13 protein-coding genes are annotated in these 15,184 nt (G+C 70.9%); 11 read left to right on the top strand and 2 right to left on the bottom strand.

From position 1 onward, the window contains the following. Positions 1 to 102 precede the first annotated feature (102 nt). Entirely contained in the window at positions 103 to 1,695 is a 1,593-nt protein-coding gene (locus ACTWPW_RS25835; protein WP_443170145.1) for a sulfatase family protein, read from the top strand. Between the two features lie 69 nt (positions 1,696 to 1,764). Here the strand turns inward: ACTWPW_RS25835 and ACTWPW_RS25830 are convergent, their stop codons facing one another. Continuing rightward, on the bottom strand, positions 1,765 to 2,889 hold the full coding sequence (locus ACTWPW_RS25830) for an LLM class flavin-dependent oxidoreductase (protein WP_443170144.1): 1,125 nt from the start codon (positions 2,887 to 2,889) through the stop codon (positions 1,765 to 1,767). Between the two features lie 96 nt (positions 2,890 to 2,985). Between ACTWPW_RS25830 and ACTWPW_RS25825 the strand changes: the two genes are divergently transcribed. The 10 genes from ACTWPW_RS25825 to ACTWPW_RS25780 all read left to right on the top strand — a co-directional run bounded on the left by ACTWPW_RS25825 (position 2,986) and on the right by ACTWPW_RS25780 (position 14,353). Then, positions 2,986 to 3,339: a GNAT family N-acetyltransferase gene (locus ACTWPW_RS25825; RefSeq protein WP_443170143.1), complete on the top strand. Its 354-nt coding sequence runs from the start codon at positions 2,986 to 2,988 to the stop codon at positions 3,337 to 3,339. A 71-nt stretch (positions 3,340 to 3,410) separates the two neighbouring features. After that, positions 3,411 to 4,406: a phosphotransferase family protein gene (locus ACTWPW_RS25820; protein WP_443170142.1), complete on the top strand. Its 996-nt coding sequence runs from the start codon at positions 3,411 to 3,413 to the stop codon at positions 4,404 to 4,406. 105 nt (positions 4,407 to 4,511) lie between these two features. Beyond that, positions 4,512 to 5,039, top strand: coding sequence for a DUF305 domain-containing protein (locus ACTWPW_RS25815; RefSeq protein ID WP_375110645.1), 528 nt, complete (start codon positions 4,512 to 4,514; stop codon positions 5,037 to 5,039). Positions 5,040 to 5,131: 92 nt separating this feature from the next. Next, the gene (locus ACTWPW_RS25810; protein ID WP_375110646.1) at positions 5,132 to 5,830 is read left to right on the top strand and encodes a FadR/GntR family transcriptional regulator; all 699 of its coding nucleotides are present in this window, start codon (positions 5,132 to 5,134) and stop codon (positions 5,828 to 5,830) included. Positions 5,831 to 5,849: 19 nt separating this feature from the next. Continuing rightward, a complete protein-coding gene (locus ACTWPW_RS25805; protein WP_443170141.1) occupies positions 5,850 to 7,100 on the top strand; it encodes an ABC transporter substrate-binding protein in 1,251 nt (416 codons plus the stop codon). Further along, positions 7,097 to 7,945, top strand: a complete 849-nt coding sequence (locus ACTWPW_RS25800) for a carbohydrate ABC transporter permease (RefSeq protein ID WP_375110648.1) — start codon at positions 7,097 to 7,099, stop codon at positions 7,943 to 7,945. The genes ACTWPW_RS25805 and ACTWPW_RS25800 overlap by 4 nt, the downstream gene beginning before the upstream one ends. Continuing rightward, a complete protein-coding gene (locus tag ACTWPW_RS25795; protein ID WP_375110649.1) occupies positions 7,942 to 8,754 on the top strand; it encodes a carbohydrate ABC transporter permease in 813 nt (270 codons plus the stop codon). The genes ACTWPW_RS25800 and ACTWPW_RS25795 overlap by 4 nt, the downstream gene beginning before the upstream one ends. Then, the gene (locus ACTWPW_RS25790) at positions 8,751 to 11,684 is read left to right on the top strand and encodes a glycoside hydrolase family 38 N-terminal domain-containing protein (protein WP_443170140.1); all 2,934 of its coding nucleotides are present in this window, start codon (positions 8,751 to 8,753) and stop codon (positions 11,682 to 11,684) included. Before ACTWPW_RS25795 ends, ACTWPW_RS25790 begins: the two co-directional genes overlap by 4 nt. Further along, positions 11,681 to 12,907, top strand: coding sequence for an enolase C-terminal domain-like protein (locus ACTWPW_RS25785; RefSeq protein WP_375110651.1), 1,227 nt, complete (start codon positions 11,681 to 11,683; stop codon positions 12,905 to 12,907). The genes ACTWPW_RS25790 and ACTWPW_RS25785 overlap by 4 nt, the downstream gene beginning before the upstream one ends. A gap of 9 nt (positions 12,908 to 12,916) precedes the next feature. Continuing rightward, a complete protein-coding gene (locus ACTWPW_RS25780; protein ID WP_443170139.1) occupies positions 12,917 to 14,353 on the top strand; it encodes a S10 family peptidase in 1,437 nt (478 codons plus the stop codon). Here ACTWPW_RS25780 and ACTWPW_RS25775 read toward each other — a convergent pair. Continuing rightward, a complete protein-coding gene (locus tag ACTWPW_RS25775) occupies positions 14,312 to 15,142 on the bottom strand; it encodes a hypothetical protein (protein ID WP_375110653.1) in 831 nt (276 codons plus the stop codon). The two genes, ACTWPW_RS25780 and ACTWPW_RS25775, sit on opposite strands and share 42 nt — an antisense overlap. Positions 15,143 to 15,184: the final 42 nt, after the last annotated feature.

Here is a 15,184-nt window from a genome sequence, read left to right as displayed (position 1 = left end):
TTCGCGGTTTCCCAGGAGATTTGGAGGGCGGATCGGTTGCCCGGAGGTTTCGTCCGGGATTAGCGTCGACGCCGATCTCCATCGTCTGTCAGAGGGGCAGTCATGTCCGTGGCGGGGAACATCAGGAGAGGCCTGGCGGTGGCGCTGGCCGTCGTGCTGGCCATGACCGTGGCCACGCAGGCGGGGGCCGGGACGTCGTCGGCCGCGCCCAGGCGGCCGAACATCATCTTCTTCCTGGTCGATGACATGTCGGCCGAGTTGCTCCAGTACATGGACGCCGTGCGCGGCCTGGCCCACGACGGTACGACGTTCACCGACTACTACGTGTCCAACTCGCTCTGCTGCCCGTCGCGGGCCTCCATGTTCACCGGCCAGTTCCCGCACAACACGGGGGTCGCCACGAACACGGGGTCGGACGGTGGCGGTTACCGGGCGTTCGCGCCACACGAGGGGCGTACGTATGCCGTCGCGCTGGACCAGGCCGGCTATCGGACGGGTTACCTCGGCAAGTACATCAACGAATATCCGGTGGCCGACGACTATCACGTGCCGGTCGGGTGGGACGAGTGGCACGTGTCGGCGGGCGGTGGATACAGCGAGTTCAAGTACCAGCTCACCCGCTACATCAAGGAGGAGACGGCCGGGGACAAGCCGATCGACCCCTCCGGCGGCACCTATCTGGTGGACGAGCTCGGGCAGCGCGCCGTGGACTTCATCGAGCGGTCTCGGCGGCACGCGCCGGGGGAGCCGTTCTTCCTCCAGGTCTCGCCGTTCGCGCCGCATGCCAGGATCGGGGCCCAGCCGGGTGACAAGGAGCCGCGTTTCCCGCCCGCGCGGCGCGACCGGCCGAAGAACCAGTTTCCCGCCGGCGAGTTTCCGCACGGGGACTGCGGCGGGCCCGACTGCGCCACCATCGACGTGGCCGCGTTGCCCGCGTTCGACGAGGACACGGCCGACAAGCCGTCCTGGGTCCGGCGGGCGCCCATCGGGCCCAGCCTGGTCAAGGAGCTGCGCAAGGACTTCCGGGACCGGATCCGGATGGTGCAGTCGGTGGACGACATGGTGGAGCGGGTGCTGGCCACGCTGACCGAGGCCGAGCGCCGGGCCACCTATGTGGTCTTCACCAGCGACAACGGGTTCCACCTGGGGCAGCATCGGCTCGTACGCGGCAAGTCCACCGCCTATGACCACGACGTACGGGTGCCGCTGCTGGTCAAGCGGCCGGCCGCCGGGCGGCGGGGTGACCTGGTGAGCGCGGCCCTGGCCCAGAACGTGGACCTCTTCGCGACCTTCCTCGACATGGCGGGGGTGACGGCGGAGAACCGCGACGGGCGCAGCCTGTTGCCGCTCGTCCAGGGGCGCAAGGTGACGGACTGGCGGCAGGCCGCGCTGATCGAGCACGTCAAGCCGGATCCGGCCGCGCCCGGGGAGCCGGACCCGGATGCCGAGGAACCGCAGCCGGGCAACCCGGGGCCGCCGAGCTACGCGGCCGTGCGGACGGCCGGGGAGCTGTACGTGGAGTACGAGGGGGATCCGAGGCCCGAGTACTACGACACCGTGCGGGATCCGGGGCAGGAGTCCAACGACCCGGACCATGCCAGGACCGCCGATCTGGGCAGGGTGCTCGATCGGCTGAGGGGGTGCGGGCAGCCGGGCGCCGAGGACTGCTGGACCGCCGCCTCGCGGCTCGGCTGACGCGCGCGCCGAAGGGCAGACGCCTGGGGAGCGGTTGACCCCTGCGGGTCGCCGATCCCTGGGGAGCCGCTAGCCCAGCAGGCTTCTGACCTCGGCCAGCAGGTCCACCTGGGCGCGCCAGTCGCCGCCCGAGATGCCGATGACCGCGTGGGTCGCGCCGGCCTCGCGGTACTCGGCCAGCCGTTCGGCGGCCGCCTTCGGGTGGCCGGTGAGCGGGAGGTCGATGACGTCCTGGAGGGGGCGGCCGTAGCCGGTGGCGATGTTCGAGGCGATCTCCTCGCGGGAGGGGAGGCCGGGGCCGGCGCCCAGGGCTGCGGTGCCGCCGATCGCGATGAGCGGCGCCGGGCGGTCGTGCCCGGCGGCCAGCTCCGCCAGACGGGCCCGGCCCGAGGCGACCTCGTGGGGTGAGATCAGGGAAGGGAACCAGCCGTCGCCGAGGCGGGCCGCCCGCCGGATCGCCGCCGCCGAGGCGTTCCCGACCCACACCTGCGGCATCGCCACGGCAGGCGCCAACTGGACCCTCGCCCCGGCACGACCCGGCCCCTGCGGCTGCCCGGCCGCTGAAACCGGCCCCGGCCCTTGGGACTGGCCGTCCGCCGACGGCAGCCTTGGTTCCTGGGGCTGCCTGGCCGGTGATGGCGGTCCCGGCTTCTGCCGGTGTCCGGTCTCGGACGGGAGGCGCGGCCGGACGGGCGCGGGGGTGGCGGGGTCGGGTGCGGGTGGCTGGTCAGGGGTGGGTCCGGGTGGGGTGTGGTCGGTCGGCAGGGTGACCGGGTCGCCTGCCAGCAGCCGGGGGAGCAGCTCCAGCGCGAGGTCCGTACGCCGTCCGCGTTCCCCGTACGGAACCCCGGCCGCCGCCCACTGCCCAGCGCCGCCCCCGGACCCCACCCCGAGCACGAGGCGGTCGCCGGACACGTACGCGAGGGTCGCGATCTGCTTGGCGGCCCAGGCCAGGGGGCGGATGGCCGGGATGAACACGCTGGTGCCGATCCGGATCCGGCTCGTGACGGCGGCGGCGGTGGCCAGGGCGATCGGCGCGTCCAGCGTCGGCCCGCCGACGGCCAGGTGGTCGCCGTGCCAGATGCCGTCCAGCCCCGCGTCCTCGGCGTGCCGGGCGGCATCCTGCAGCGTGAGGCCGTCCCTGCGCTGTACGGCTACCCCGGGCAGAATGACGCCGATCTCGAAGAGTCCCATGCCGACACGGTGCAACCTCAAGCGAAGTTGATGTCAATCGTGGACCGGCCGGGAAACCCGTGGAGCCGCCGGATGATCGAGGTCCACGATCCCTCCATGACAGACGACCGAATACGGGTGCGACCCGCCACACAGGAAGACGCCACCGTCCTGGCCGAGTCGCGCGGGGGTGCGATCGGCTACGTCACGGCCACCGTCCACCGACGTGCCGGCGACGTGCTGACGCGGCCCAGGAACTTCGCGGCCATCGAGCACATAGCGGTGGATCCGGCGGCGGCCAGGGGCGGGGCCGGCTCGGCGCTGGTCGAGGCGGTTCGCGTCGCGGCCAGGGAGGTGGGCTGCACGAGCCTGGTCACGGACGTGTGGGCCGTCAACAAGACGGCGCTGGCGTTCTTCGAGGACGGCCTGGGCTTCGCGCCGATGCGGCACTGGCTGGAGCAGCGGCTGTGAGCGAGCCGGCAGACGCGGGCCCGACTGGGGCGGGGGACATGACCGGCGCGGCCCCGGCTGGAGCGGGGGACATGAGCGACGCGGCACCGGCCGTGGGGGATCGGTGCGGCAGGGGGCCGCGTAGGTTCGCGGATCGGGAGCGGCTCGGCGGCCTGGTGCGCGAGGTCTTCGGGCCCGGCCGCCGGCTCGCCGGGGTGGACCGGCTCCGAGGGGGCAGCAGCAAGGGGGTCTATCGGCTCTCCTTCGACAGCGGCCCGAGCGTCGTCCTCTACGTCTGGTCCGAGGAGGAGAACTTCTGGGACACCGCGGCAAGGGATACGGAGCCGTCCGGGTTGCGGCTCTTCGAGGCCGCGCACGCGCGCCTGAGCTCCCTCGGCGTACGCGTTCCGCGCCTGCATTTCGCCGACGCCGGCCACGAGCACTACCCGGCCGACGTCGCCCTGATCGAGGACGTCCGCGGCGGCACGCTGGAGGAGCGGCTCGGCAGGGACCCGAAGGCGCTGGACCGGCTCGCGGGCAGCCTGCGGGCGATGGCCGGGTGCCGGTCGCCGGAGCTCGGGCGGGTCGCGCTGGTCGAGAGCGGCCAGGGTCTGCGGCGGTCCTGCCCCGAGCTGGTGCTGGAGTGGGCGTTGCGGGACCTGGCCGAGGCCGCGTCGCGGGTCGTGACGATCGGGCGGGCCCGGGAGGCGCTGGAGGAGAAGGCGCGGGAGCTGGCCGCGAGGGTGGAGCCGCGCTCCGACCACGGTCTCATCCACGGCGAGCTGGGGCCCGACCACGTGCTGATGGACGAGCACGACGAGCCGGTGCTCATCGACATCGAGGGCACCATGTTCTTCGACGTCGAATGGGAGCACGTCTTCCTGCGCATCCGCTTCCACGACCACTACGCGGCGCTGCGCGTCGACGGGCTGGACGAGCGCAGGCTGCGGTTCTATCGCCTGGCCCAGCACCTGTCGCTGGTCGCGGGGCCGCTGCGGCTGCTCGACGGGGACTTCCCCGACCGGGAGTTCATGCTGGGCATCGCCCGGCAGCACACGGAGGAGGCGCTCGGCTTCCTGCGGACATGACGTAACCCCTTGTGTACGGTTACGGTGCGGATGTGCCGGGCCTTGCGCGCCTGGTGGAAATCGTCAACTCTTAGGAAGGTTTCCTATCAGTTAGAGGAGTCACCAGTGCGCGTAAGGCAGGTCTTAGCGGCCCTGTGCCTCCTGCTGGCCGCCGCGTGCGGTCAGGGCGAGCCCGAGCCGCAGGTGAACGCCGAGGACGTGATGTTCGTCCAGATGATGGTGCAGCACCACCGGCAGGGCATCGAGATCGCCAAGGTGGGCACGTCCCGCGCCACCACTCCCGAGCTGAAGACGCTGACCGCGGCCATCGAGAGCACGCAGCAGGGCGAGGTCGAGATGATGCTGCGCTGGTTGCACTCCTGGGACCAGCCGCTCGCCCCGGCCACAAGCGCCCACGATCACCACGGCGGCATGCCGGAGACCGACGTCAAGCAGGTCCAGGCGCTGAAGAAGTCGAAGAACTTCGAGTACGACCTGTGCAACCTGCTGATCGCGCACCAGGACGACGCCGTTCAGATGGCCGCCGCCGAGGTGTCGGGCGGCGCCAACCCCGAGGTCCAGCGGTGGGCGGCCCAGGTGCAGAGCTCCCGCAAGGGCCAGATCGACATCATGATGAACCTGATCAAGAAGTAGGACGGCCGCGATCCGCACCATCACCCGTCTCCTGGGGCGAAAAACACTTTCCTCATAGACGCCGATCGCCAGAAGTGATTAGATCACTTGATATGTCCGAGGTTGCGCGGCCCACGCTTTCCGACGCTCTGACCGAGCGCATGCTGGAGCTCATCCGTACGGGAGGGCACCGGCCCGGCGACAGGCTGCCCTCGACCAGGGAGCTCTCCCAGCGCTTCGCCGTCACCACCCCGACGCTGCGCGAGGCGCTACGCAGGCTCGAGGCCACCGGGGCCATCGAGATGCGGCACGGCTCCGGCATCTACGTCGGGGCCGACATCGAACGGCTGGTCCTGCCCAACCCGAACATGCGCGAGATCCACGCCGCCCAGCTCCTGGAGCTGCTCGGCGCGCGCATCGTGATCGAGCCGCCGCTGGCCGCGATGGCCGCCGAGCACGTCGGCCGCGAGGAGCTGGCGGCGCTCAGGCGGGTGCTCGACGAGGCGGGCAGGCACCTGCGCGGCGAGGACGCCGAGCTGCACGACGCGAACATGACCTTCCACCGGGCGACCGCCCGGATGGCGGGCAACAGCGTGCTGCACGAGGTCGTCGACTCGCTGCTCACCGTCCACGGGCCGGAGCAGCGCGAGATCCTGCAGATCTTCGACGACCGGCGCCGTGACTACGACGAGCACCTGGCGATCCTGGAGGCCATCGAAGCAGGCGACGCGGCGCAGGCCGAGGCGCGCATGCGGGCCCACCTGGTCGACGTGAAGACGGTTGTAGAGCAAAGGTTGCGAACCCCCCGATAAGAACCAAGGAGGCCGGCCCATGTTCCGGTCACGTGTGGCCACGCTCGGCGTGGCGGCGCTCGTCCTGACCGCCTGCGGTGGCAACGGCGCCGCGGCGCCGCAGAAGAAGACCGAACTGACGCTGTACAACGACAAGGGCGCGTGGACGAAGTACTTCGACCAGATGGGCGCGCTGTCCAAGCAGAGCATCGGCCTGGGCATGAAGCCGACGGGATACACCGACTCGGCCCAGTACCAGGCGTTCATCAAGGCGTCGTTCCGGACGAACGTCAAGCCCGACCTGTTCACCTGGCAGACCGGGGGGATGCTGGAGGAGATCGTCAAGCAGAAGCAGGTGGCCGACACCACGGCCGTCTGGCAGGAGGCGATCAAGGCCGGTGACCTGTCGCAGGACCTCGTCCCCTACTACACGATCGGCGGCAAGCAGTACTGCGTGCCGATGAACGTCGCGTACTGGGGCATGTTCTACAACAAGAAGATCTTCGACAAGTACGGTCTCAAGCCCCCGGAGACGTGGGAGGACCTGGTCGCCACCGCCGAGACGCTCAAGAAGAACGGCGTCAAGGCCTTCTACCACACCAGCGTGCTGTTCTCCTTCGTCTGGTTCGAGCAGCTCATGGCCGGCACCGACCCCGACCTGTACGACCGCCTGTCCACCGGCAAGGCGAAGTACACCGACCCCGGCGTGGTCCAGGTGATGGAGAAGTGGAAGCAGCTCATCGACGCCGGATATTTCATCAACCCGGGTGACAAGACGGACCCCGGCGACGTGATGAAGAACGGCAAGGCCGCGATGGTCTCCTTCGGCACCTGGTTCAACACCAGCATGACCCAGCGGAGCATGAAGGCCGGCACCGACTACGACTTCTTCGTCATCCCGAACGTCAACCCGTCGCTCCCCAAGACCTCCATGATCTTCGAGAGCGGGCCGCTGTGCTCGCTGACCAAGGCGGCCGACCCCGACGCCGGCATGAAGTACCTCAAGTGGTGGACGACCTCGCAGGCCCAGGAGAAGTGGGCGACGAGCCGGGGTGACGTGAGCGCCAACCCCAAGGTGACGATCGACGACAAGGTGCTCGGCACCGTCACCAAGGACGCGGGCGGCGGCAAGTACCGCCTGGTCAACCGCTACTTCGAGGCCACGCCGCCGCCCATCCTGACGGCCGCGCTGGACGGCTTCTCCAAGTTCGTCACCGAGCCGGACACCTACAAGGAGGTCCTGGACACGATCCAGAAGGCCGCCGACGAGTACTGGAGCACGCATCAGTGAGTGCACGCCCAATGCTCGGGCGGTTCCGGCACGGTTACGTGGCGCCGGCGGCCCTGCTGGTCGCGGGGCTGCTGTACGCGCCGTTCCTGTGGACGGCCTACCTGAGCCTGACCCGGTACGACGGCCTGGAGCCGCCGCAGTGGATCGGCCTGGCCAACTTCGCCAAGCTGTTCGACGACGCGGCGCTGCTCACCTCGACCCGCAACACGCTGATCTGGGTGATCGGCACCATGGTGCTGCCGGTCGGGCTCGGGCTGCTGGTCGCGGTGCTGTCCTACGACATCAAGGGCGGCGCGTGGTTCCGGGTGCCGTTCATGCTGCCGTACGCGCTGAGCGGCGCGGGCCTGGCCATGGTGTGGAGCCCGATCCTGTCGCATGACGGCGTGGCCAACCTGCTGCTGGGCGTGGACACCGCGTTCCTGCAGGAGTCGCCGGCCAACACGTTCGCGATGCTCGCGGTCTGGACGTGGCAGCAGCTCGGCGTGAACACGTTGCTGTTCGTGGTCGGGCTGCAGTCCATCCCCAAGGAGCCGATCGAGGCGGCCCGGCTCGATGGTGCGTCGGGGTGGGGGCTGTTCCGGCACGTGATCTGGCCTCTCATGCGGCCGCTGACGGCGGTCGTGGTCGGGCTCGCGCTGGTGGCCAGCCTGAAGACGTTCGACATCGTGTGGGTGCTGACGCAGGGCGGCCCCGGGCGCAACTCCGAGACGCTGGCGGTGACCATGTACAAGGAGACGTTCGTGGCCAGCGACTACGGCTACGGCTCGGCGGTGGCGGTGATGCTGACCGTCGTCACGGGGCTGGCGTCCTACCTGTACCTCCGGAGGCAGGTGACGGCCGCATGATCAGGCGGGTCGTACTGGTCGTGCTCGGGCTGATCTGGCTCGGGCCGACGTACCTGCTGCTCGTGAACGCCTCCCGGCCGGCGGAGTCGTACGATCCGGGCCGGGCGTGGGTGCCGTCCGGCGACTTCGCGCTGCTGGAGAACTTCGGCCGGGCCCTGGAGGGCGCGAACCTCACGCAGAGCCTGGCCAGCACCGCGCTCTACAGCCTCGTCTCGCCGCTGCTCGGCGTGATCATCGGGGCGCTGGCCGGGTATGTGATCGTGGTGTTGCGGCTCAGGCACGGCTTCTGGTGGTTCCTGCTGATCTTCGGCGGCACCGTGTTCCCCTCCCAGATGCTGCTCGTGCCCCTCTTCGTCGGCTACAGCGACGCCGGCCTGTACGACAGCCGCGTCGGCATGATCCTCATCTACACGGCCATCAACGTGCCGCTGGCCGCGTTCGTCCTGCGCAACTTCTACACCGGCGTGGCCTTTTCGATCTTCGAGGCCGCCCGGATGGACGGGGCCACCACCTGGCGCATCTTCTGGCGGATCTACCTGCCGATCTCGTTCACCGCGCTGATGGCCGTGTTCATCCTCGAGTTCACCTTCATCTGGAACGACCTCATCTTCGGCCTGACCCTCACGCAGACCGAGGACGTGCGGCCGGTGATGACCGCCATCGCGGGCCTCATGACCGACGTGTACGCCGGCACCCCCGTCCCCGTCGGCCTGGCCGCCGGGCTCGTGGTCTCGCTGCCGACCGTCGTGCTGTTCCTCGCCACCCAGCGCCTCTTCGCCAGGGGCCTGTCTCTAGGGAGTGTTCAATGACCAGCCGGTTGCTCCAGCGCAGCCTGGGGAGCCCCGACTACGACGGGATCAGGCAGGCGCTGCGCGACGACACCTCGACGCCCGTCATCAGCGTGCGCGGGCTGGAGGTACGGGTCGCGGTGCTGCCGCTGTTCACCCACGACGGCCGCCAGGCGGTCCGGGTCTCCAGCACCGAGCCGCTCACGCACGTGCTGGTCGGCGTGGACAGCGCGTCCGGCACCGACGTGACGCTGCTGGTGCCCGAGGTGGACGCGCCGCGCGAGCTGACCCTGGAGTGCCGCGACGACGCCGGGGTGGTCGGCACCGCGCAGGTCACGGTGACCCCCCAGCGCAAGTGGAGCGTGTTCGTGGTGCACCACTCGCACCTGGACATCGGCTACACCGACCCGCAGGGCACGGTGCTGCGCCACCACCTCGACTACCTCGACGCGGCGCTGCGGCTGGCCGAGGAGACCGCGTCCTGGCCGGACGACGCGAAGTTCAGGTGGACGGTCGAGTCGTCGATGCCGGCACTGAAGTGGCTCGACGCCCGGCCCAAGGAGATGGTCGACTCGTTCGCCGCGCTGGCCAGGGCCGGCGTGATCGAGGTGACGGCGCTGCCGTTCCAGCTGCACACCGAGGCGTGCTCGACCGAGGAGCTGTACCGCCAGCTGCGCTTCACCGCCCGGCTGGAGCGGCAGTACGGCTTCGCGACCAGGTCGGCCATGCACACCGACGTGCCGGGAGCGGTCGTGGGGCTGGTGGACGCGCTCAGCTCGGCGGGCGTGCGCTATCTGGCCGCCGCCCACAACTGGGCCGGGCGGTCGGTGCCCTACCTGCACGGCGGGGACAAGCTCACCAGGCCGTTCCGGTGGCGGGCGCCGAGCGGGAACGAGATCATCGTGTGGTTCACCGACACGCCGCACGGGATGGCGTACATGGAGGGCAACACGGTCGGGCTGACCGACTCCTACGCGCTGGCCGACGACCTGCTGCCGCGCTACCTGTCGGCGCTGGCCACGCGGGGTTACCCGTACGGGCCGGGGACGTTCGGGTGGCAGGGGCCGGACGCGCCGAAGGAGCCGTACGAGCTGGACGTGCTGCACCTGCGGGTGCAGGGCGCGCACGCCGACAACGCCGGGCCGTCGATCGTGCCCGCGTCGATCGCGCGCCGGTGGAACGAGCAGTGGGCCTACCCCCGCCTCAGAAGTGCGGTGAACAGCGACTTCTTCGAGCACGTCGAGGAGCGCTACCACGACCGGCTGGCGGTGCACGAGGGCGACTGGACCGACTGGTGGGCCGACGGGCTCGGCTCCGGCGCGCGCCCCCTCGGGTACGTACGCCGGGCGCAGTCGGCCCTGCGCGTCGCCGAGACGCTGCACACCATCGCCGGCGTGGACGCCACCGAGCAGATCGACGCCGCCTACGACAAGGTCGCGCTGTTCAACGAGCACACCTGGGGCGCGGCCAACCCGTGGGAGGACGCCGAGGAGGCGGGCGACTCGGGCGGGCTGCAGTGGACGCGCAAGTCCTCCGGCGCGTACTCGGCCCAGGACGACGCGGCCGACCTGCTGCACGCGGCCACCCGCAGGTTCGCCGCCGCCCTGTCGGAGTCGGGCACCGAGGGCGGCGCCCTGGCCTCCTTCGCCGTCTTCAACCCCGGCACCTGGACGCGGACCGACATCGTGCGCGCGTTCCTGCCGAGGGACGTGGTGGGCGTGGACGTGCCGATCGCGCTGGTGGACTCGCGGACCGGCCGGACGCTGCCGCACCACGAGGAGTTCGTGGACCCGGTGGACTGGCCGACCCGGCCGATCGGGCGGCACGTCCACGCGGTCGTCCCGGACGTCGCCGGGTTCGGCTACGCCCGCGTCGACGTGGTGCCGGGTGAGAGCCAGGCCCCCGAGCCGGTCGAGCTGGACCTGAGCGGGGTGATCGAGAACGAGTTCTACCGGGTGGCGTACGACGTGCGCGAGGGCTACCTCAGCTCGATCTTCGACAAGCGCGCGGGCCGGGAGCTGGTCAACGGCGACGCGGCGGCCGGCTTCGGCCAGTACGTCTACGACCAGTACGCCACCGCCCCGCACTTCAACCACCTGTCCGGGCACGTCGGCGCGCACGACCGCACGCTGCTCGGCGACCGCGCCATCGGCAGGCACGCCACCATCACCGAGGCCAAGCGGACGGCCGTGGGCGAGAAGCTGGTCGTGGAGCTGAGCGGCAAGGGCGTCGACTGGATCCGCACCACGATCGAGCTGTACCACGGCGTGCCCCGCCTCGACCTCACCTACCAGCTGGCCAAGCAGGGCACCCCGGCCAAGGAGGCGGTCTTCCTGGCCTTCCCGTTCGCCGCCGGCCGGTCCACCGCCTGGGAGCTGACCGGCGGGGTGGGCGGCCCGGACGTGCCCCGGGTGCCCGGCTCGGCCGAGTACATGCTGCCGATCAGGCACTGGATCGCCTTCGAGGACCCCGAGCTGACCGTCGCCTGGGCCACGCTGGAGGCGCCGCTCGTGCAGCTCGGCACCATCCACATGCCGTACGCGCCGTTCCCGCCCACGCTCGACCAGGAGGACGGCACGGTCTACTCCTGGGCGCTCAACAACATCTGGGACACCAACTTCCCGGCGCAGCAGCAGGGCGAGACCACGTTCCGCTACGCGGTGACCTCGGAAGCGGGTGTCCAGGGCAGGCGGCTCGGCGCGGCGGCGGCCTCCGGGCTGTGCGAGCCGTTCGTGGGCGCATTGATCACCGACAGCCCCGACGTCTCCGAGACGTACGTGTCCGTGGACCACCCCGACGTGCTGGTCACGTCCCTGGGCTGGGACGGCGTGCGGCTGCAGTCGCTGGCCGCCGAGCCGGTCGAGGTCAGGGTGTCGATGCCGGGGCAACAGACGGTCGAGGTACGGCTGCCCGCCTGCGGGGTGGCCGTCGTCAGGGGGACGCGCCAGTGAAGATCGTTGACATCAGGGCCACGACGGTCGCCGTGCCGCTGGAGGCGCCGCTGCGGCACAGCAACGGCGCCCACTGGGGCCGGTTCGTCCGCACGATCGTCGAGGTCGAGGCCGACAACGGGCTGATCGGCCTGGGGGAGATGGGAGGTGGCGGGGAGAGCGCCGAGTCGGCCTTCCGCGCGCTGATGCCGTACCTGAAGGGCCACAACCCCTTCCAGCTGGAGGCGCTGCGCTTCAAGATCGCCAACCCGACGGCCTCGCTCTACAACAACCGCACGCAGCTGCTGGCCGCCATCGAGTTCGCCTGCATCGACCTCGTCGGCCAGCATCTCGGCGTGCCCGCCCACGACCTGCTCGGCGGGCGCGTACGCGACGAGGTGCCGTTCGCCTCCTACCTGTTCTTCCGGTACGCCGCCGACGGCCACGCCGAGATCCGCACCCCCGACCAGCTCGTCGCGCACACCGCCGCGCTCAAGGAGGCCCACGGGTTCACCGTGCACAAGCTCAAGGGCGGGGTCTTCCCGCCGGACTACGAGCTGGAGTGCTACCGGGCGCTGGCCGCGGCGTTCCCCGGCGACCGGCTGCGCTACGACCCGAACGCCGTGCTCTCGGTGGCCGAGGGGCTGCGCTTCGGCCGGGCCATCGAGGGGCTGAACAACGACTACCTGGAAGACCCGGTCTGGGGGCTCGAAGGGCTCAGGCTCGTACGCGAGCAGGTCCGGGTGCCGCTGGCCACCAACACCGTCGTGGTCAACTTCGAGCAGCTGGCCTCGAACGTCCTGCGCAGGGGCGCCGACGTGGTGCTGCTGGACACGACCTTCTGGGGCGGCATCAGGCCGTGCGTGAAGGCGGCCGGGGTGTGCGAGACGTTCCAGCTCGGGGTGGCCGTGCACTCGTCGGGGGAGCTGGGCATCCAGCTCGCGACCATGCTGCACCTGGGCGCGGTGCTGCCGAACCTCACCTACGCCGCCGACGCGCACTACCACCAGCTCAGGGACGACGTGATCGAGGGCGGCAAGATGGCGTACTCGGAGGGCGCCATCGCCGTGCCGCCGGGGCCGGGGCTGGGCGTGCGGCTGGACCGGGAGCGGGTGGCCCGCTACGCGGAGCTCTACCGGGAGCTGGGCGGCTACCCGTACGACCGGGACCCCGGGCGGCCCGGCTGGTACGCCACGGTGCCCAACGAGCGCTTCGCGGACCCGCATCGGGAAATCGCACCATAATGGGGCGATATGTCTGAAGAGTCAAAGCCTGCCGCGCCTGCCGACAACCTCGTCGCCACCTCCCACACGCTGCCGTCCGGCCAGTCCTACACCGCCACCACCGGCACCATGGTGCTGCGCGAGGAGGTGATCACCGACGGCAAGTTCGAGGGTCTGCGACCGAAGGCCGAGGTGTTCGTCACCGCGTACACGCTGGACGGGGCCGAGCCGCTGAGCCGGCCGGTCACGTTCGCGTTCAACGGCGGGCCCGGGTCGTCCAGCGTGTGGCTGCACCTGGGGGTGCTCGGGCCGCGCCGGGTCGTGATGGGGGACGCCGGGGCGCTGCTGCCGCCCCCGTACGGGCTGGCCGACAACGAGGAGAGCCTGCTGCGGGTGAGCGACCTGGTCTTCATCGACCCGGTCTCCACCGGGTTCTCGCGGGCGGCCGAGGGGGAGAAGGCGGAGCCGTACCACGGGTTCACCGGCGACCTGGAGTCCGTCGGCGAGGTCATCAGGTTGTGGACCACCAGGAACGGGCGGTGGATGTCGCCGAAGTTCCTGGCCGGGGAGTCGTACGGCACCGTGCGGGCCGCCGGGCTGGCCGACCACCTGCAGTCGCGTTACGGCATGTACCTCAACGGCGTGATGCTGATCTCCTCGGTGCTCGACTTCATCACGGGCGAGTTCAACGAGGGCAACGACCTGGCCTACGCCCTCTACCTGCCGACCTACGCGGCCATCGCGCACTACCACGGGCTGCACGGGGACCGGCCGCTGGCCGAGGTGTTGCGCGAGGCCGAGGAGTACGCGGGCGGCGACTACCTGTGGGCGCTGACCCGCGGCAACCGCCTGACGCCCGAGGAGCGTGCGGCCGCGGTCGCCAGGGTGGCCGCGCTCACCGGGCTGAGCGAGGACTACGTGGACCGGGTGAACCTGCGCATCGAGCACATCCGGTACTTCACGGAGGTGCTGCGCTCCCGGCGGCAGATCGTGGGGCGGCTCGACGGCCGCTTCACCGGCTGGGACCCCGACTCCGGTCGCGAGCACTTCACCGCCGACCCCAGCATGGACGCGATCATGGGTCCCTACAGCGCGGCCCTCAACCACTACCTTCGCTCGGAGCTGGGCTACGCCAACGACCTGCCGTACGAGGTGCTCACCTCGCGCGTGCGGCCCTGGTCGTACAAGGAGTTCGAGAACGCGCACGTGCAGGTGGCCTCGCGCCTGGCCGCCGCCATGCGGGCCAACCCGCACCTGCGCGTGCACGTGGCCTGCGGGTACCACGACGGCGCGACCCCGTACTTCGCCGCCGAGCACACCTTCGCCCACCTGCCCGTGCCCACCGAGCTGGCCGGCAACGTGGAGTTCAGGTACTACGAGGCCGGCCACATGATGTACGTCCACGAGCCCAGCAGGCTCGCCCAGTCAGCGGACCTGGCCGCCTTCGTGCTCGGCGAGCAGGCGTGAGGCCCGGCTCAGGCGCTGCCTGAGGTTGGCGCGCAGGGCGGCGAAGCGGCCCGGGTTGTCGCGGATGACGGTCCGCTGCAACTCGGCGTCGGCCGCGTACCAGGCGGCGACCAGGCCTGACGACCACTTGCACGTGGTGTCGGCGGTCGCGGTCTGCCGCTCCTCCTCGCTCACCGCGGCCTCGTCGAGGTTCCAGCGGCCGTCGGCGATGGCCGCCTCGGGAGCGGGGTAGGAGTGGCCGGCCTGGCTCATGCACGACTGCCAGCGCTTGATCGCCGCCGTCACCGACGGGTGCTTGGCGGCCTGCTCCAGCGTGAGCGAGTCCTGCAGGGACAGCCACGGCCAGTCCGCCTTGCGCGCCCCCTTGTCCAGGGTGAGCGTCGCGCGGTCCAGGCAGCCGCGGTCCGCCGCGGTGCCGTACAGGCGGTGCCGGGTCCGCTTCGGCAGCTTGGTGGCCCAGGCGCCGGTCGTGTCGGGAGAGGGCGGCCTGGCCAGGTGGTAACCGTGACGCTTGGCGGCCTCGGTGTCGGTGACGCCGTAGCGGCGGGAGTTGCCGGGGTCCACGGCGGCGAGTTCGGCCGGGTCCTCGGCCGGTGGGGCGACGCTGATGCCCTGCTTGCGCATGCATCGGACGACGAGGTGGTTGTGGGCGTTGCCCAGGACGGCCCGCTGCTCGGGAGTGGTCTTGTAGGCGTCGAACGGCAGCACCAGCTGCGACACCTTGGTGACGCCCCGCACGGGCGTCGGTGGCGCGGGCTCGTCGGCGCCGCAGGCCGCGGTGGTCGTCACCAGCAACAGCGCGCTGGCGAGGAGACCGCGGCAGCCGGTTTC

Origin of the sequence: Nonomuraea sp. KM90 (genome assembly GCF_052246675.1) — a bacterium.
GTDB lineage: Bacteria > Actinomycetota > Actinomycetes > Streptosporangiales > Streptosporangiaceae > Nonomuraea.
This window is presented reverse-complemented; position numbering and strand designations above follow the sequence as displayed.

Bases quoted from the DNA above. Each gene is read 5' to 3' on its own strand.
- ACTWPW_RS25835 (WP_443170145.1), top strand. From the start codon at position 103: ATGTCCGTGGCGGGGAACATCAGGAGAGGCCTGGCGGTGGCGCTGGCC.
- ACTWPW_RS25830 (WP_443170144.1), bottom strand. From the start codon at position 2,889: ATGGGACTCTTCGAGATCGGCGTCATTCTGCCCGGGGTAGCCGTACAG.
- ACTWPW_RS25825 (WP_443170143.1), top strand. From the start codon at position 2,986: ATGACAGACGACCGAATACGGGTGCGACCCGCCACACAGGAAGACGCC.
- ACTWPW_RS25820 (WP_443170142.1), top strand. From the start codon at position 3,411: ATGAGCGACGCGGCACCGGCCGTGGGGGATCGGTGCGGCAGGGGGCCG.
- ACTWPW_RS25810 (WP_375110646.1), top strand. From the start codon at position 5,132: ATGTCCGAGGTTGCGCGGCCCACGCTTTCCGACGCTCTGACCGAGCGC.
- ACTWPW_RS25805 (WP_443170141.1), top strand. From the start codon at position 5,850: ATGTTCCGGTCACGTGTGGCCACGCTCGGCGTGGCGGCGCTCGTCCTG.
- ACTWPW_RS25795 (WP_375110649.1), top strand. From the start codon at position 7,942: ATGATCAGGCGGGTCGTACTGGTCGTGCTCGGGCTGATCTGGCTCGGG.
- ACTWPW_RS25790 (WP_443170140.1), top strand. From the start codon at position 8,751: ATGACCAGCCGGTTGCTCCAGCGCAGCCTGGGGAGCCCCGACTACGAC.
- ACTWPW_RS25780 (WP_443170139.1), top strand. From the start codon at position 12,917: ATGTCTGAAGAGTCAAAGCCTGCCGCGCCTGCCGACAACCTCGTCGCC.